This window comes from Rhodococcus sp. WB9, assembly GCF_007558985.1.
In the GTDB taxonomy this organism is placed as follows: Bacteria; Actinomycetota; Actinomycetes; order Mycobacteriales; family Mycobacteriaceae; genus Rhodococcus_F; species Rhodococcus_F opacus.
In genome coordinates this window covers 5,114,222-5,131,092 of sequence record NZ_CP041769.1, presented here as the reverse complement: position 1 = coordinate 5,131,092, position 16,871 = coordinate 5,114,222, and the positions used below count along the sequence as shown (strand labels likewise).

Annotated in this window: 15 protein-coding genes; 4 read left to right on the top strand and 11 right to left on the bottom strand. The window is 67.9% G+C overall.

What is annotated here, in order from left to right; translation table 11 throughout:
• Positions 1-2 precede the first annotated feature (2 nt).
• Positions 3-3,017 (top strand): bifunctional [glutamine synthetase] adenylyltransferase/[glutamine synthetase]-adenylyl-L-tyrosine phosphorylase, encoded by a 3,015-nt coding sequence (locus FND50_RS23805; protein ID WP_007299546.1) that lies wholly within the window; start codon positions 3-5, stop codon positions 3,015-3,017.
• Positions 3,014-3,979, top strand: coding sequence for an endonuclease/exonuclease/phosphatase family protein (locus tag FND50_RS23800; RefSeq protein ID WP_144287317.1), 966 nt, complete (start codon positions 3,014-3,016; stop codon positions 3,977-3,979). The genes FND50_RS23805 and FND50_RS23800 overlap by 4 nt, the downstream gene beginning before the upstream one ends.
• Before the next feature lie 3 nt (positions 3,980-3,982).
• On the opposite strand, the gene FND50_RS23795 is transcribed toward FND50_RS23800, so the two are convergent.
• The 6 genes from FND50_RS23795 to FND50_RS23770 all read right to left on the bottom strand — a co-directional run bounded on the left by FND50_RS23795 (position 3,983) and on the right by FND50_RS23770 (position 9,942).
• Complete coding sequence (locus tag FND50_RS23795) at positions 3,983-4,966, bottom strand: glycine betaine ABC transporter substrate-binding protein (protein ID WP_144287316.1); 984 nt, start codon at positions 4,964-4,966, stop codon at positions 3,983-3,985.
• Complete coding sequence (locus tag FND50_RS23790) at positions 4,966-5,739, bottom strand: ABC transporter permease (RefSeq protein WP_005247766.1); 774 nt, start codon at positions 5,737-5,739, stop codon at positions 4,966-4,968. The genes FND50_RS23795 and FND50_RS23790 overlap by 1 nt, the downstream gene beginning before the upstream one ends.
• Entirely contained in the window at positions 5,736-6,962 is a 1,227-nt protein-coding gene (locus FND50_RS23785; RefSeq protein WP_144287315.1) for an ABC transporter ATP-binding protein, read from the bottom strand. The genes FND50_RS23790 and FND50_RS23785 overlap by 4 nt, the downstream gene beginning before the upstream one ends.
• Entirely contained in the window at positions 6,955-7,605 is a 651-nt protein-coding gene (locus FND50_RS23780; RefSeq protein ID WP_144289145.1) for an ABC transporter permease, read from the bottom strand. The genes FND50_RS23785 and FND50_RS23780 overlap by 8 nt, the downstream gene beginning before the upstream one ends.
• Positions 7,606-7,701: 96 nt before the next feature.
• Positions 7,702-8,682 (bottom strand): antibiotic biosynthesis monooxygenase, encoded by a 981-nt coding sequence (locus FND50_RS23775; RefSeq protein WP_144287314.1) that lies wholly within the window; start codon positions 8,680-8,682, stop codon positions 7,702-7,704.
• Between the two features lie 6 nt (positions 8,683-8,688).
• On the bottom strand, positions 8,689-9,942 hold the full coding sequence (locus FND50_RS23770) for a multidrug effflux MFS transporter (RefSeq protein WP_005254250.1): 1,254 nt from the start codon (positions 9,940-9,942) through the stop codon (positions 8,689-8,691).
• Between the two features lie 229 nt (positions 9,943-10,171).
• Between FND50_RS23770 and FND50_RS23765 the strand changes: the two genes are divergently transcribed.
• Positions 10,172-10,858: a DNA alkylation repair protein gene (locus FND50_RS23765; RefSeq protein WP_144287313.1), complete on the top strand. Its 687-nt coding sequence runs from the start codon at positions 10,172-10,174 to the stop codon at positions 10,856-10,858.
• 160 nt (positions 10,859-11,018) lie between these two features.
• Here the strand turns inward: FND50_RS23765 and glnA are convergent, their stop codons facing one another.
• Positions 11,019-12,455: a type I glutamate--ammonia ligase gene (gene glnA / locus FND50_RS23760; RefSeq protein ID WP_005247755.1), complete on the bottom strand. Its 1,437-nt coding sequence runs from the start codon at positions 12,453-12,455 to the stop codon at positions 11,019-11,021.
• 211 nt (positions 12,456-12,666) lie between these two features.
• Between glnA and FND50_RS23755 the strand changes: the two genes are divergently transcribed.
• Complete coding sequence (locus FND50_RS23755) at positions 12,667-13,143, top strand: RDD family protein (RefSeq protein ID WP_144287312.1); 477 nt, start codon at positions 12,667-12,669, stop codon at positions 13,141-13,143.
• Positions 13,144-13,208: 65 nt separating this feature from the next.
• On the opposite strand, the gene FND50_RS23750 is transcribed toward FND50_RS23755, so the two are convergent.
• The 4 genes from FND50_RS23750 to FND50_RS23735 form a co-directional block, all read right to left on the bottom strand.
• A complete protein-coding gene (locus FND50_RS23750) occupies positions 13,209-13,967 on the bottom strand; it encodes a DUF4191 domain-containing protein (RefSeq protein WP_144287311.1) in 759 nt (252 codons plus the stop codon).
• A gap of 73 nt (positions 13,968-14,040) precedes the next feature.
• Entirely contained in the window at positions 14,041-15,051 is a 1,011-nt protein-coding gene (gene lipA, locus FND50_RS23745) for a lipoyl synthase (protein ID WP_005561159.1), read from the bottom strand.
• Positions 15,052-15,103: 52 nt separating this feature from the next.
• Positions 15,104-15,880: a lipoyl(octanoyl) transferase LipB gene (gene lipB / locus FND50_RS23740; RefSeq protein ID WP_144287310.1), complete on the bottom strand. Its 777-nt coding sequence runs from the start codon at positions 15,878-15,880 to the stop codon at positions 15,104-15,106.
• Positions 15,881-15,928: 48 nt separating this feature from the next.
• Complete coding sequence (locus tag FND50_RS23735; RefSeq protein ID WP_144287309.1) at positions 15,929-16,819, bottom strand: TIGR01777 family oxidoreductase; 891 nt, start codon at positions 16,817-16,819, stop codon at positions 15,929-15,931.
• Positions 16,820-16,871: the final 52 nt, after the last annotated feature.

The window sequence follows — 16,871 nt, the reverse complement described above, 5'->3', positions numbered from 1 at the left end:
GCATGGTGAAGCCTCCGGCAGCGCGTTCTGCCGTTCCCGGTCCGGGTCGTCTGGGTCTCGTCGAGCCGACCGCTCCGTCCGAACTCCGCGATCTGGGCTGGGTCGGTGAAGACAGCATCGAACTGCTCTGGTCGTTGTCGAGGGCCGCGAACGCCGACCTCGCCCTCCGCACCCTGGTGCGCCTGAAGGACGGGCTCGGCGAGGGCTGGGCCGAGCTCGATGCGGCGCTCCGCACCGACAAGGGCCTGCGTGGCCGGTTGTTCGGGCTGTTCGGCGCGTCCAGCGCGTTCGGCGACCACCTGGTCGCGGATCCCGCGTCCTGGAAGATCCTCGCCGGCGACGTCCGCCTCCCGTCGAAGGACGAGGCGACCGCCACGATGATGGCCGCGGTCGGGGCCGAACCCGAGGACGGCGCCCACCCGGACGCAAAACTGTACCGGGCGAAGGTGACCGGACCCGATGCCATCGCGGCGCTGCGCAAGGCGTACCGCGACGAGCTGATGTTGCTCGCCGCCGTCGACCTCGCAGCGACTGTCGAGAACGAACCGGTACTTCCGTACCAGACTGTCGGGCATCAGCTGTCCGATCTGGCGGACGCCGCGCTGAACGCCGCCCTCGCGGTGGCCGTCGCAGCCGTGTGCCCCGACGCGCCGTGCCCCGTGCGGCTGGCCGTCATCGCCATGGGCAAGTGCGGTGCCCGCGAACTCAATTACGTCAGCGACGTGGACGTGGTCTTCGTCGCCGAACCCGCCGACGCGATCGCCAGCCGGATCGCGGGCGAGATGATGCGCATCGGGTCCTCGGCCTTCTTCGACGTGGACGCCGCGCTGCGGCCGGAGGGCAAGCGCGGCGAACTCGTCCGCACCCTCGATTCGCATGTCGCGTACTACAAGCGCTGGGCCAAGACCTGGGAATTCCAGGCGCTGCTCAAGGCCCGCCCGATGATCGGCGACGTCGCGCTCGGACAGCAGTATGTCGACGCCCTCAGCCCGATGGTGTGGACCGCGTCGGAGCGCGAGGACTTCGTTCCCGAGGTGCAGGCGATGCGCCGCCGGGTGGAGGAGATGGTTCCGCCGGAACTCCGCGAACGCGAACTGAAACTGGGCCGCGGCAGTCTGCGCGACGTCGAGTTCGCCGTCCAGCTCCTGCAACTCGTGCACGGGCGCGCGGACGAGGCGCTGCACGTCCAGAGCACCATCGACGCGCTGACCGCCCTCGCCGCCCGCGGCTACGTGGGCCGCGACGACGCTGCGAATCTCGCTGCGTCCTACGAGTTCCTGCGGTTGCTCGAGCACCGGCTGCAGTTGCAGAAGCTGCGGCGCACGCACACCCTCCCGCCCGCCGACGACGAGGAAGCGCTGCGCTGGCTGGCTCGCGCGGCGCACATGCGGCCCGACGGCAGCAAGGACGCACTCGGCGTTCTCAATGCGGAGATCAAGCGCAACTCGCACCGCGTGCGACGGCTGCACGCCAAGCTGTTCTACCGGCCGCTGCTCGAATCGGTGGCGCGCATCGACAAGGAGGCTCTGCGGCTGAGCCCGGACGCGGCCATCCGCCAGCTGGCGGCGCTGGGCTACACCGCCCCGGAGAACGCGCTCGGGCACCTCACCGCACTCACCAGCGGCGCGTCCCGCAAGGGCCGCATCCAGGCGCTGCTGCTGCCGACGCTGCTCGAATCGCTCGCCGACACACCGGATCCCGATGCGGGTCTGCTCGCGTACCGGCGGCTGTCGGACGCGATGACCGATCAGACCTGGTTCCTCCGGCTGCTGCGTGACGAGGCCTCGGTCGCCGAGCGGCTGATGACGGTACTCGGATCCTCGGCCTACGTTCCCGACCTGCTGATCAAGGCGCCGGACGTGGTGCGCCTGTTCGCGGATTCGCCGGCCGGACCGCGGCTGCTGGAGTCGAAGCCGGAGGACGTCGCGCGCGGCATCCTGACGGCGTCGGCACGCCACGACGACCCGGCCCGCGCGATCGCGGCGGCGCGCTCCCTGCGCCGTTACGAGCTGGCCCGTATCGCCTCCGCGGACATCCTCGGCATGCTCGACGTGCCAGGCGTCTGCAAGGCGCTGTCGTCCGTGTGGGCGGCCGTGCTCAATGCCGCCCTGGCGGCCGTGACCAAGGCGAGCGAGAAGGAACTCGGCACGCCCGCTCCCGCGACCTTCACGGTGATCGGCATGGGCCGGCTCGGTGGCGGTGAGCTCGGCTACGGTTCCGATGCGGACGTGCTGTTCGTGTGCGAGCCACGCGAGGGGATCGACGAGACGGTCGCCGTCAAGTGGGCCAACAGCATCGGCGACAAGGTGCGGGCTCTGCTCGGCGCGCCCAGCACCGATCCGCCGCTGGAGGTCGACACGGGCCTGCGCCCGGAGGGACGCAGCGGCCCGATGGTGCGCACGCTGGCGTCCTACGAGGCCTATTACGCGCAGTGGGCGCAGGCCTGGGAGATCCAGGCACTGCTGCGCGCGCATCACGTCGCGGGCGACGCCGATCTGGGACTGCGCTTCCTGCACATGATCGACAAGACCCGCTACCCGGAGGGCGGGGTGTCGGAGCAGGCGGTCCGTGAGATCCGGCGCATCAAGGCGCGCGTCGACTCCGAGCGACTGCCGCGCGGCGCCGACCCCGCGACGCACACCAAGCTCGGGCGCGGCGGTCTCGCCGACATCGAATGGACCGTGCAGCTGATCCAGCTCCGGCACGCCCACGAGATCGAGTCGCTGCACAACACGTCGACTCTCGAGACACTCGACGCGATCGGCGCGGCCGAGTTGCTCAGCGAGTCCGACGTCGATCTGCTGCGTGACGCGTGGATCACGGCGACGAAGGCGCGCAACTGCCTCGTGCTCGTTCGCGGCAAGGCCACCGATCAGCTGCCCGGCTCGGGCCGGGTGCTGTCCGCGGTCGCGCAGATCGCCGGCTGGGGTGGCGGCGACGCGGGCGAGTTCCTCGACAACTACCTGCGGGTGACCCGGCGGGCCAAGGCTGTGGTGGAGAGAGTTTTCGGGGAGTGATCGCCACCTGGGGGGTGCGGGCGCTGACGGCGCTCGGGTGGCTCGCGGTGCTCGTCGGCGTGTTCGGCGTCGTGCTGAGATTCCTCGACGTCCAGAACCAGCGTCTGCTCGTGCTGGCGTCCGCGGCGCCGTACCTGATGGCGGCCGCCGCGGCCGGGGTGCTGTTGCTGGGAATCACCCGGCACTGGATCGGTTTCGGGGTCGCGCTGGCCGTGGCCGCGGTGGCCACCCTGTCGCAGGGCCCGCTGTACGTGGCGAACAGTTCGGTGACGGCGTCCGGGCCGGAACTGACGGTGATGCAGGCCAACATCTGGCTCGGCAACGCGGACGCCGACTCTCTCGTCCGGCAGATCCGGGACCACGACGTCGACGTGCTCACCACCAACGAACTGACACCGGAGGCCGTCGACCGGTTGGTGGCCGCGGGAATCGAATCGACGCTGCCGTTCTCGTTCCTCATGCCCGGCAGTGGCGGCGAGGGAACCGGGATCTGGAGCCGGTACCCGCTGACCGACAAGGTCCACCACTCGGAATTCGTCCTGTCCGCGCTGTCGGCCCGGGTGGAACTCCCGGACGGTGCGAGCACGGCACTGTACGCGTTCCACCCGGTCCCGCCGTGGCCGTCGGATCCGTCGCTGTGGTCGCGCGAGATGGACCGCATCAAGACCATTCTCGACGCCGTCCCCGCCGACTCGGGCCCGGTGATCGTCAGCGGCGACTTCAACTCCACCCGCGACCACGTGAAGTACCGCGACCTCGTGACCGGACGCTACCGCGATGCCGCGGACCAGGTGGGTGCGGGAATCCAGAACACGTATCCCGCCGACCGGCAGCCGTTCCCGCCGATGATCGCGATCGATCACATCGTCACGAGCGGAGCGCAGGCGGAGTCCGTGGAATCGGTCGTCCTGACGGGTTCGGATCATCGAGGCCTGATCGCGAAGATCGCCCTCGGCAGCTGAGCGTCACGGGAGCGTGACGAATCCCTTCTCCACCAGCCAGTCCCGGGCCACGTCCGCCGGTTCCTCGCCCTCGACGTCGACCCGCCGGTTCAGTTCGGTGATCTCCTCGTTGGTCAGCGCCGCGGAGATCGGGGCCATCACCTCCGCCACCTGCGGATGTGCCTCGGCGAAATCCTTGCGCATGGTGATCGCCGGGTTGTACTTCGGGAAGAACTGGCGGTCGTCCTCCAGCAACACCAGATCGAGCGCGATGATGCGGCCGTCCGTCGTGAACACCTCGCCGAACTTGCACTGCGTCCCGTCCGCGGTGGCCTGATAGATGATGCCGGTCTGCAGGATCTGGCGGTTCGCGCGGGCGGGGTCGAAGCCGTACTTGGCGGCCATACCCGGGAACCCGTCCTGCCGGACGTTGAATTCGGTTTCGACGCAGGTCGTCGCCGCGGCGGGGTCGCGGTTGACCAGATCCGCGTACTCCGACAGGGTGGTGATCCCGGTTTCCTCGGCGGTCTGCCTGCTCATCGCGAGTGCGTACGTGTTGTTCATCGGGGCCGGATCCACCCACACCATGCCGTTGCGTTCGAGGTCCTCGTCGCGGACCGCCTCGAACTGCGCGGTCGGGTCGGGAATCGGAATCTCGTTGCCGAGGTAGTTGATCCACCCGGTCCCGGTGTACTCGTAGGTGACGTCGATCTGCCCGTCCAGCTGGGCGTCCCGGGTGCTGTTGGACCCCTGGATGTTGGTGAGGTCGCGCACCTCCGCGCCGGCGGCACTGAGCGCGAACTCGATGATGTACCCGAGGGTGACCTGCTCGGTGAAGTCCTTGGAACCGACGGTGATCTTGACGTCCTCGAGTTCGGGGACGGGCTGGATGCTGCCCGGTTCCACCGACAGCGGCAGGGCGCCACCGGATTCGAGGCCGCAGGACACTGCGAGGACACCGCACAGTGTCACCGCCGTCGCGGCGATCGCCCTCCGGAGGTGGTTCATCAGCGCAGCCCCTTCGGGCCGAGGAACTCCTCGGCCAGGGCGCCGCACCAGTCGACGAGCAGCGCGAGCGCGACCGCCAGCACGGCTCCGACCACCAGAGTCACGTTGTCGCGCAACTTGTATCCGGTGTCGATGAGGATTCCCAGACCGCCTGCGCTGACGAGGAAACTGAGTGTCGCGGTGCCCACGGCGAGTACGAGCGACGTGCGCAGTCCCGCGAGGATGTACGGGACGGCGAGCGGGAACTCGACCTTCCGCAGGACGAGACCGGCGGTCATGCCCTGTCCGCGCCCGGCGTCGATGACGGCGGGATCGACCTCCTGCAGACCCAGGATCGTGTTCCGGAGAACGGGCAGGAGAGAGTAGAACGCGATGGGGAGCACCCCGATCCAGAATCCGGTGGTCCCTGTCGCGAGGAAGAGCAGCACCAGCAGTCCGATGGCCGGCGCGGCCTGTCCGATGTTGGCGATTCCGAGGAAGATCGGTGCCAGCTTGGTGAACCCGGGCCGCGTCAACAGGATCCCCAGCGGAACCGCGATGACGACGACGATCGCGACCACCGCGACTGTGATCAGCACGTGCTGCCACGTCAGGGTCGCGATGTTGGCGGCGTTGAGACTGCCCTTCTGCGTGGCGGTGAGTTCGCGGTTGAAGGCCCAGGCGAGCACACCCGCCACCAGGATCACGACGATGATCGGCTGGACCAGCAAGCGGGCCCGCTCCGACCGCCGGGCGGCCGGTGCGGTGGGCTTCGTGGCGACGGCAGCCGTCATGACGGTGTCCCGCCCTCGCTCGCCCCGTTCTGCTGCGGCTCGCTGTCCTCGTCGTCGTGCGCGTGTTCCTCACGCATCGCGGACAGGTGCGTCACCAGTGTGTCGATGGTGATCAGGCCGCGGTACTCGCCCCGCCGGCCGGTGACGATCGTCGACGCACTGCTCTCCGCCAGGAGCGCTTCGAGGGCGTCCTGCAGCGTCGACTGGGTGGACACCACCTCTTCGATCGGGTCGCCGATGCCGCGCAGCGAGGTGGCGTTGGCCAGATGCCGCAACGACACCCAGTGGGTCGGTCGGTCCCGCGCGTCCAGGAGGACGCCCCACTTGATCTTGCGGGGTGCGATCGCCGCCCGCAGATCGTCCACCGAGCCGTCCTCGTACGCGGTGGGGCAGTCGAGGAGTTCGACCTCCGCCACCCGGGTGAGCGTCAGCTGCTTCAGCGACGCGTCCGCGCCGATGAACCCGGCCACCATGTCGTTGGCGGGATGGGCGAGGATCGCATCCGGAGTGTCGTACTGCATGATGTGCGACTGGTTGCCCAGGACCGCGATCCGATCACCCAGCTTGACCGCCTCGTTGAAATCGTGCGTCACGAAGACGATCGTCTTGCCGAGATCGGACTGCAGTCGCATCAACTCGTCCTGCAGCAGTCCGCGCGTGATCGGGTCGACCGCGCCGAACGGCTCGTCCATGAGCAGTACCGGGGGATCGGCGGCCAGTGCCCGCGCCACCCCGACCCGCTGCTGCTGACCGCCCGACAATTGCCGGGGGTAGCGCTCGCGGTAGAGGTCGGGTTCGAGTCCGACGAGGTCGAGCATCTCGTCGGTGCGGTCGGCGATCTTCTTCTTGTCCCAGCCGATCAGACCGGGGACCGTGCCGACGTTCTTGGCGATCGTGAGATGCGGGAACAGTCCGGCCTGCTGGATCGAGTAGCCGATGCCGCGCCGCAACTTGTCCGGGTCGATGGACAGGGCGTCCTTGCCGCCGATCGTGATCTTCCCTGACGTCGGTTCGATGAGCCGGTTGATCATGCGCATGGTGGTGGTCTTGCCGCAGCCGGACGGGCCGACGAGAACCACGATCTCGCCGGCGGGGATGCGCATCGACACGTTGTCGACGGCCGCCTTTTCCTGGCCCGGGTAGCTCTTGACGACGTCTTCGAGGACGATGTCCACTCCGGAGACGGTGCTTCCGTTGGTCGGCGGTGTATCGAGGTCAGTCACGGATCCCCCTGGAGGTGGTGAGTCGGCCGATGACGGCGAGGAGTCCGTCGAGTACGAGGGCGAGGATCACGATGAGAACGGTCCCCGTGAGGGCCTGCGGTATCGCGGTCGGGCTGCCGACACGGGACAGTCCCGAGAAGATGAGGTTGCCGAGCCCGGGACCCTTGGCGTAGGCGGCGATCGCGAGGATGCCCATCAGCATCTGCGTGCTCACCCGCATGCCCGTCAGGATCGACGGCCAGGCGAGCGGGAGTTCGATCCTGCTCAGCACCGTCGTGCGGCTCATTCCCACGCCCCGGGCGGCGTCGGTGACCGCGGGGTCGACGGAGGCGAGTCCGAGGATGGTGTTCCGGATGATCGGCAGCAGCGCGTACAGCACGAGAGCGGTGACGGTGGGGGCGACACCGAGGCCGAGGATCGGGATCAGCAGGCCGAGCAGAGCGAACGACGGGATGGTGAGGATCGTGCTCGCGAGTGCGGTGGCGATCGAGGAGCCCGCCGGACTGCGGTACACGAGGATACCGATCGCCACCGCGACGATCGTGGCGATCACCACCGACTGCACGACTGCGCTGACGTGCAGGAACGAGTCGGTGATCAGTTGCTGCTTGCGGGCGGAGACGAAGTCCCACAGTTGCTGCATGTCCAACCGTGAACACCTTTCTCCCGATGTGAAACAGACCTCGGTCCTTCACAGTGCTACGTACCCGAACATCGCGCAGGTGAATCGGAAAGTCTGTTACGTGGTCGGGATCATGAACAGCAGGGTGCACACGGCGATCGAAATCCCGAACAGCGCGATCATCACGGCGTAACCGAGGTTCCGCCGGCGGGGGGAGATCGCCGGGTCCATCCACCATCCGAACACCTTGAACGCCGCCGGAACCGCCCACCAGCCGAGGATCTGGGTGGTGACCAGGTTCGCGAGAAACAGGGCGACGGCGATCGGAACCCCGTGCGCCTCGATGAACGGTGCGCTGACGAAATGGCCCCAGATCACCACCAGCGGATACAGCACCAGCAGCGCCAGGAGATTGCTCCGGGCAACGGGCACCGGGGGCGGCTCGTCACCGCCCGCGCCGCGGAACCAGAAGTCGAAACCGTAGCTCGCTTTGCGGATTCGGAGATTCTTGTTGAACTTCTCGCCCTCCTTCAGGAGGGCTGCCCGCTCGGGTGAATCCATCCACGACGCCAGGTTGTCCTCGGTGTCGAAACTCAGCACGATCGTCCAGTCCTCGGTGATCCCCTGCACCGGCCTCTCGACCTTGTGCCCCCGGAAACCCCGGAACCCCGCCTCGGCGGCGGAGATCTTCCGCTGCCAGTCCATGAACGCCGACTCGTCCTCCGGGGCGACGCGACAGGAGATGACCACCGACGTCGCCGACTGCTCCCGGGTCTGCTCGCCGGTGAGCAGGTGGACGTCCTCGTTGCCGATGAAGGCGTGCTTGATCTCCGCCACGAGCTCCGTCCGGCGGTCGCTGTCGAGCCACGCGCGGGCGTCCTCGACGGTGGCGAACCGCAGCACGTCCACCCAGTCGTCCTGCACGGGCGGCGACGGCGGCACGATGTCCTGATCGATGAAACCCGGAACGGTCGCGAGGGCCTCCGCCGCACGCTTCTGCCACCGTGCGTAGTCGGCGTAACTCGCGTCGTCGATCCGGCGTTGGAAGATCACCGACACCGGAGACGCGGCAGGGCTGCGCGGGTGTGAATGCGGCACGTGAGGTCACCTCCGTTCTGGTCGTGGTGCAGGCGCGGCGGAGGGGGAACCCTGGGACCGCCGGGTGGACGTGGTGAGGAGCAGCAGGATCCCGGCTCCCGCGCCCAGGGTCAGGTACAGCCAGCCCAGCGGTGCCTGGCTGTTCTCCGGCAGTACTCCGGCGACGGCCATCGCCGCACTGACGACGAGATAGCAGGCCGCCGTGACGACCCCGCCGATCAGTCCGAGATTGCGGGTGAACAGTCCGAGAGCGAGCCCGTACATCTGCGGGCAGAGCACCCCGCATCCGGCGAGCGCGAGGCAGGCGCCGATCGTGATGGCCGGTGCGGTGACGACGGACAGCCCGGCCGTAACGGTGAGTACGAGCGCGCCCGCCACGAACACCCACCACGCGCCGAACGCGAGCCGGCGTGTGCCGACCCGGACAGCCAGCGCGCTACAGGCGAGTTCGCCGACGAGGTTGGCGCCGCCCACGACGAGCGCCACCGCACCGTAGGCGGCCGGGGAGAATCCGAGAATCTGCTGGTAGAGGAAGGGCGCGACGACACCGAACACCATCTGTGCAGATGCCATCAGTCCGAACACGAGCACGAACCCCACGAAGATGCGGTGGCGCAGAGCAGCACCCAGCACCCGCGCCGCGGCGCCGACGTCGACCGGTGCCCGCAGTTCCGGTGGAAGCGTCTCCGGCAATCCCGCGACGACGAGGGGAACGGCCAGGGCCGCCAGAAGCGCGATCAGCCCGAACACCAGACGCCACGACATGAACTGCACCAGTACCCCACCCACGGCGGGTGCGAGAACGGGTGCCAGCCCCCACGCGGCCCCGAGGAGACCGGACACGGACGTGAGCCGGGCGCCGCGGTAGCAGTCGGCGGCGATCGCGTAGGCGAGGACGAGGCACGCGCACCCACCGATACCCTGCACGAATCTCAGACCGAGCAGGAGCGTGATGTTCTGCACGAGTGCGCATCCCACGCTGGTGACGACGAGGATCGCCAGGCAGGTCAGCAGAGTTCGCTTGCGGCCCACCGCATCCGCGATCAGTCCGACCGGGATGAACGCCAGACTCATGCCCAGCATGTAGGCCGTCACCGTGTTCTGCACCACGGCCGCGGACGCGTCCAGGTCGAGCACCATCTGCGGCAACGCCGGGGTGTAGATGTCGAGCGGGATCTGGCTGAGCGGAATCACCAGCAGCAGAATGACCACGACACGGCGCGGAACCGGCACGCCGGACGGCGTCGTGGGCACTGACATCCCGCACCACCTGCTTCTCGACCAGAGGGGCTGGAGAACGGAGCAAGTATCCCGCAAGGCGTCGACCGCACGCTCCGCAACGGTCCGTGTGGTCGGTTCCCTGGATCATACGACGCGGCCCGCGGCACTCGGGCGGGTTCCGGACCGCGCGGCAGGGGAGTGACGTACGAAACGACGGGGCCCGCGTCCGTCGTAGGCTGAATCTCCCAGGAACGGACAGGAGGCTCAGGTGGCCGAGACGACGCTGACCGAGACGACGGTCGCCGAGGTGATGGCCGAGCTGGCCGAGCTCGAGGACCCGAGGGCACGCGAGGTGAACGAGAAGCACGGTGACGATCACGGTGTGAACCTCGGCAAGCTGCGCGCGCTCGCGAAGAGGCTGAAGACGCAGCAGGAACTGGCGTGCCGGCTCTGGGAGACGGGTGACACCGCGGCGCGACTGCTGGCGATCCTGATCTGCCGCCCGAGGGTGTTCGAGCGTGACGAGCTGGACGTCATGGTGCGGGAGGCGCGCGCACCCAAGGTGCACGACTGGCTCGTGAACTACGTGGTGAAGAAGAACCCGCACTCCGAGGAGCTGCGCCTGGCGTGGTCCGCCGATCCGGATCCGGTGGTCGCGAGTGCCGGCTGGGCGCTGACCACCGAACGCGTGGCGAAGAAGCCCGAGGACCTCGACCTCGCGGGACTACTCGACGTCATCGAGGCGGAGATGAAAGATGCCCCGGATCGCCTGCAGTGGGCGATGAACCACTGCCTGGCTCAGATCGGGATCGAGCACGCGGAGCACCGCGCCCGCGCACTCGACATCGGTGAGCGCTTGGAGGTGCTGAAGGACTACCCGACGTCCCCGGGCTGCACGTCTCCGTACGCGCCCGTCTGGATCACCGAGATGGTGCGCCGACAGGGCGACGAGTAGAAGGTTCGCCCCGCGCCCGACCATCTGTGGCCGGACGCAGAAGAGCCCACCCGCGCCGCGATCGGTGTAGTGATCGCGGCGCGGGTGGGCTCGACCGAAGCTACTGCGTACCGGGGCGCTCTACCGAACGCCCCGACGCAGGTCAGCGGCTGCTGACGACTTACACGTCGTAGTACAGCTGGAACTCGTACGGGTGCGGACGCAGGTTGACCGGAGCGATTTCCTGCTCACGCTTGAGCGAGATCCACGTCTCGATCAGGTCGGACGTGAACACGCCACCCTCGGTGAGGTAGTCGTGATCTGCCTCGAGGCGATCGATGACGGCCGACAGGCTGGTGGGAGCCTGCGGGATGTTGCGGGCCTCCTCCGGCGGGAGCTCGTAGAGGTCCTTGTCGACGGGAGCCTGCGGCTCGATCTTGTTCTTGATGCCGTCCAGGCCGGCCATCATCTGCGCCGCGAAGTTCAGGTAGGGGTTACCCGAGGAGTCGGGGGCGCGGAACTCGAGGCGCTTGGCCTTCGGGTTGTTGCCGGTGATCGGGATACGCACGGCCGCCGAGCGGTTGCGCTGGCTGTACACGAGGTTGATGGGGGCTTCGTAGCCCGGCACCAGACGGTGGTACGAGTTGATCGTCGGGTTGGTGAATGCCAGCAGCGACGGTGCGTGGTGCAGGATGCCGCCGATGTAGTGACGCGCCATGTCGGACAGACCCGCGTAGCCGGCCTCGTCGTGGAACAGCGGCTTACCGTCCTTCCACAGCGACTGGTGGACGTGCATGCCCGAGCCGTTGTCGCCGAACAGCGGCTTCGGCATGAAGGTGGCCGACTTGCCGTGCTGCCAGGCGGTGTTCTTCACGATGTACTTGAACAGCTGCAGGTCGTCCGCGGCCGCGAGCAGCGTGTTGAACTTGTAGTTGATCTCCTGCTGGCCGCCGGTGCCCACCTCGTGGTGGCCGCGCTCGAGCTCGAAGCCCGCGTTCTGCAGGTTGGTGGAGATCTCGTCGCGCAGGTCGACGTAGTGGTCGTACGGAGCGACGGGGAAGTATCCCCCCTTGGGGCGGACCTTGTAGCCCAGGTTGGGGCTGCCGTCGGCGTTCACGTCGTTACCGGTGTTCCAGGAACCCGAGATGGAGTCGAGTTCGTAGAACGCGCCGTTGATGCCGGAGTCGTAGCGGACGGAGTCGAAGATGTAGAACTCGGCCTCGGCGCCGAAGAAGGCGGTGTCGGCGATGCCGGTCGACTTCAGGTACTCCTCGGCCTTGCGCGCGACGTTACGCGGGTCGCGGCTGTAGGACTCCCGCGTGAACGGGTCGTGGACGAAGAAGTTGATGTTCAGCGTCTTGGCCGCACGGAAGGGGTCGATCTGGGCGGTGGCGACGTCGGGGAGGAGCATCATGTCCGACTCGTGGATCGACTGGAAGCCGCGGACGGACGAACCGTCGAACGCGAGGCCGTCCTCGAAGACGTCCTGGTTGAACGCCGACGCGGGGATCGAGAAGTGCTGCTGCACGCCCGGCAGGTCACTGAACCGGATGTCGACATATTCGACGTTCTCGTCCTTGATGAACTTGATGACCTCTTCGGCCGTGGTGAACGCCACGCTTGTGCTCCTTAAGTCGCTTCAGCCAAGTGGATATTGGCGAATTCGTCGAGCCAGACGGTAAGTACTTGGTGTTGCCCGCTGGTCAACCCTTTGTTTCGCCCGTGTTACGCGTCGCATTGTCCTGGGCTTTTGCACCGGCTGTGACTGCGCACACAGCCTTCAGCTCCGGTGTGAGGTCCCCGTTGATTCGACGCCTATCCTGGACAGCATGGCACGTATCACCGGTTCTTGGCTTTCCGGACCCACGGCTGCCCTGCCGAACGGTGCGGACGAGACGAAGCAGTCCTTCCGCGGCGAGCGCCTCGGTCTGCAGGCGGAAGGTCCCGGTTCTCTCGCGAGCACGGGACGCCGTCTCGTCGCGCTGATGATCGACTGGGTGTCGTCGGCGGGCGTCGCGGCGCTGATCATCGGCGACAACTTCTTCGAGGGCCCGTTCTCGACCTTCACCCTGCTCGTCTGGTTCGTCGTCGGTGTCGTCACGGTGACACTGTTCTCGTTCACACCGGGGCAGTTGTTCCTCGGGATGCAGGTGGCGCGCGTGGACGGACCGGCCCGCGTCGGCTTCGTCCGGGCGCTGGTGCGTCAGGCGCTGCTCGTGTTCGTCGTGCCCGGGACCATCACGGACATCGACGGTCGTGGCATGCAGGACCGGGCCACCGGCACCGCGCTGGTTCGCACGCGCTGACCCCGCAGAACGTCTTCCGCCCGATGTCGGATCGACATCGGGCGGAGTAGTGGGGCGACAGGCTTCTAGCGACGACGGATGGTGCGCTGCACGCCGCGCATCTTCGCGCCGCCGGGCATCGGACCCTTGGGCAGTGCGGCCCCGCCACCGCGGCTGCTGAGCGCGGCGAGCCGCGACTCGATGGCGTCCATCCGCTTGGTGTCGATGTTCTTCGGGAGCTTGTTCAGATGCTTCTGCAGCTGCGACAGCGGGACCTGGCCCTCGTCGTTTCCGATGACGATGTCGTAGATCGGGGTGTCGCCGACGAGGCGCGCCGTCTTCTTCTTCTCTTGGGCCAGGAGCGACTTCACGCGTTGCGGCGATCCCTCGGCGACGAGGATGACGCCGGGACGTCCGATCACGCGGTGAACGGCGTCGAGCTGCGTGGTGCCCGCGACCGCGCTGGTCACGCGCCAGGAGCCCTGCATGTTGTCGAGCGCCCACGCGGCCGCGCCCGCCTGGCCCTCAGCCTTGCCGTACACCGTCTTCTGGACGCGGCGGCCGAAGATGATGAAGGCCCCGAGCACGCCGAGAAGGAGACCGATCGGGAGGAGGAACCACTGAAGGCCCCAGATCAGACCGGCGAGGAAGAACACCACCGCGAGTCCGATGAGCGTGCCGAGCATGAGCGGCAACAGCAGCTTGTCTTCCTTGCGCTGCATCTGGAACGCCTGCCAGAGCTGAGTTCTGCGTTCCTTCGACGCCTGCCTGCGGGCTGCCTTGGCGGCTGCCTTTGCTTCTTTACTGGGTTTGCCCGCTTTACCGGATTTACTGCCGTTCGCCATGCTCTTCAGGATACGTCCCTGGCCGTGCGCGGTGATGACCCGTCCGGTGTCGACCACCGCGCACGCGGGGAGGTCAGCGGGCGAGCCGCGCCATGAGGGAACTTGCCTCCTGCGACGCATCGCCGCTTTCGGTGAGATGTGCCTGCCCTGCAGGCAATTCGCGGCCGTGGTGGGCCATCGCCTGTGCGTAGAGGCGGCCGGCGCGGTAGGAGGAGCGGACGAGCGGTCCGGCCATGACGCCGGCGAAGCCGATCTCCTCGGCGGTCTTGGAGTGCTCGACGAACTCCTCGGGCTTGACCCACCGCTCGACGGGGTGGTGGCGGGGGGAGGGACGCAGGTACTGCGTGATGGTGATGATGTCGCAGCCGGCGTCGTGCAGGTCGTGCAGCGCCTGGGTGACCTCGTCCGGGGTTTCCCCCATGCCGAGGATGAGGTTGGACTTGGTGACGAGGTTGTCTTCGCGGGCGGCGGTGATCACGTCGAGGCTGCGCTGGTAGCGGAACGCGGGCCGGATCCGCTTGAAGATGCGGGGGACGGTTTCGACGTTGTGGGCGAGCACCTCGGGGCGGGTGGAGAACACCTCGGCGAGCTGGTCGGGTTTGGCGTTGAAGTCGGGGATGAGCAGTTCGACGCCGGTGCCGGGGTTGAGCTGGTGGATCAGGCGGACGGTTTCGGCGTAGAGCCACGCGCCGCCGTCGGGGAGGTCGTCGCGGGCGACGCCGGTGATGGTGGAGTAGCGCAGTCCCATCGCCTGGACGGACTCGGCGACGCGCCGGGGTTCGTCGCGGTCGAGGTCGTCGGGTTTGCCGGTGTCGATCTGGCAGAAGTCGCAGCGGCGGGTGCATTGTTCACCGCCGATGAGGAAGGTCGCTTCGCGGTCTTCCCAGCATTCGTAGATGTTGGGGCAGCCGGCTTCTTCGCAGACGGTGTGCAAACCCTCGCGCTTGACGAGGCTTTTGAGCTCGGAGTATTCCGGGCCCATCTTCGCTCTCGTCTTGATCCAGTTCGGTTTGCGTTCGATCGGGGTCTCCGCATTTCGGATCTCGAGGCGGAGCAATTTGCGTCCTTCTGGGGCCACAGTCACGGAGACGATCGTACGCCCGGCCCGTCGCACCCGGCGGGCCGGGGAGCGGAGGTCAACCGTACTGAACAGTAGTGAAGGTGGGCGCGGAGGACGTCGTCTCGGCGGCGGCGGAGTCGAACGTGACCCGCTCGATGTCGTGTTCGGTCACCGGAAGTTCGCCGTCGAGCGCGGCGACGACGGCCGCCGTGACGGCGGGCGTGACCTCCTCGACAGTGACGTCGCGGCCCAGTTCCCGCGACAGCGACGTGACCCCGGCGTCGCGGATACCGCACGGGATGATCGCGTCGAACCCCGTGAGAACGGAATTGCAGTTGAGCGAGAAGCCGTGGAGTGCGACACCACGCTGCACCCGCACCCCGATGGCCGCCACCTTGCGCTCGGGCAGCCACTGCCCGTTGTCGAGGGACGCCGGCAGCCACACCCCGGAGCGGCCGTCCACGCGGCCGCAGACGATGCCGAGGTCGGTGCACACGGTGATCAGCGCCTGCTCGAGCCGGCGCACGTACCGCACGACGTCGACCGGTTCGGCCAGCTTGACGATCGGGTAGCCCACCAGCTGTCCCGGACCGTGCCAGGTGATCTTCCCGCCGCGGTCGACGTCGATGACGGGAGTGCCGTCGGTCGGACGGTCCTCGGGTTCGGTTCGGCGCCCCGCGGTGTAGACGGCCGGGTGTTCGAGCAGGAGCAGCGTGTCGGTACCCACGTTCTCGGCGCGTTCGGCCGCCAGCTCGCGCTGTCGATCCCAGGCGTCGACGTACCCGATCGTGCCGAGATGTTCGACGGAAATCTGGGAGGGGCTGAAACGGGCGGATTGTGTCGCGCTGCTCATGCGCTAGAGGTTACGCCGGGGCTGCGGCCGCACCGCCACGACCTGGGTTCACCGCACGAGGGCGGCGTCGAGCGCTTCCCCGATGGTGTTGTGCCGGAACCGGAATCCCGCATTCTCGAGCACGGTGGGTATCGCGCGCTGTCCGGCCAGAATGCCCTCCTGCGCAAACTCTCCGACCAGTGCGCTGAGCGCGAACCCGGGAACGATCCACGGCGCGGGGCGGTGCAGCGTCCGCGCGACCGCGCCGTTGAACTGGGCGTTGGTGACGGGCGCCGGGCCGGTGACGTTCACGGGGCCGGCGACGTCGTCGCGGGTGAGGACGAACTTGATCGCATCGACCTCGTCCTCCAACGAGATCCACGACAGGTACTGGCGGCCGTTGCCGAGCCGGCCGCCGAGCCCGAACGAGTACAGCGTCTTCAGCCTGCCGAGCAGGCCGCCGTGGGGGGAGAGGACGATGCCGCTCCGCAGCAGAACCGTCCGGATCTTCGAGGTGTCGGCGGGGGCTGTCGCGGCCTCCCAGTCGCGGCAGGTGTCCGCGAGGAAACCCGTCCCGGAGGGCGAGGTCTCGTCGACGACCCGATCGCCGGTGTCGCCGTAGTAGCCGACCGCGCTCGCATTCACGAACACGGGCACCGCGGCTTCGGCGACGCCCTCGGCCAGGACGTCGGTGGCGGCGATGCGGCTGTCCCGGATCAGTTGCTTGTACGCCCCGGTCCAGCGTTTGTCGCCGACGCCGACGCCGCACAGATTCACGACCGCATCGGCGTCGGCGAGTATCCCCGTGTCGATCCGATCCTTCTGCGGATCCCAGCCTGACTCGTCGGGCCCTGCGGACGACCGGCGGACGAGGCGGACGACGTCGTGACCGTCGCCGCGGAGAGACGAGACGAGAGCGGTGCCAATCAGCCCGGAGGAACCGGCGATGACCACTCGCATGTGCAACAGCCTCCTTCACAGCGCAGGGGCACCATCCCTGATGGAAATGGTG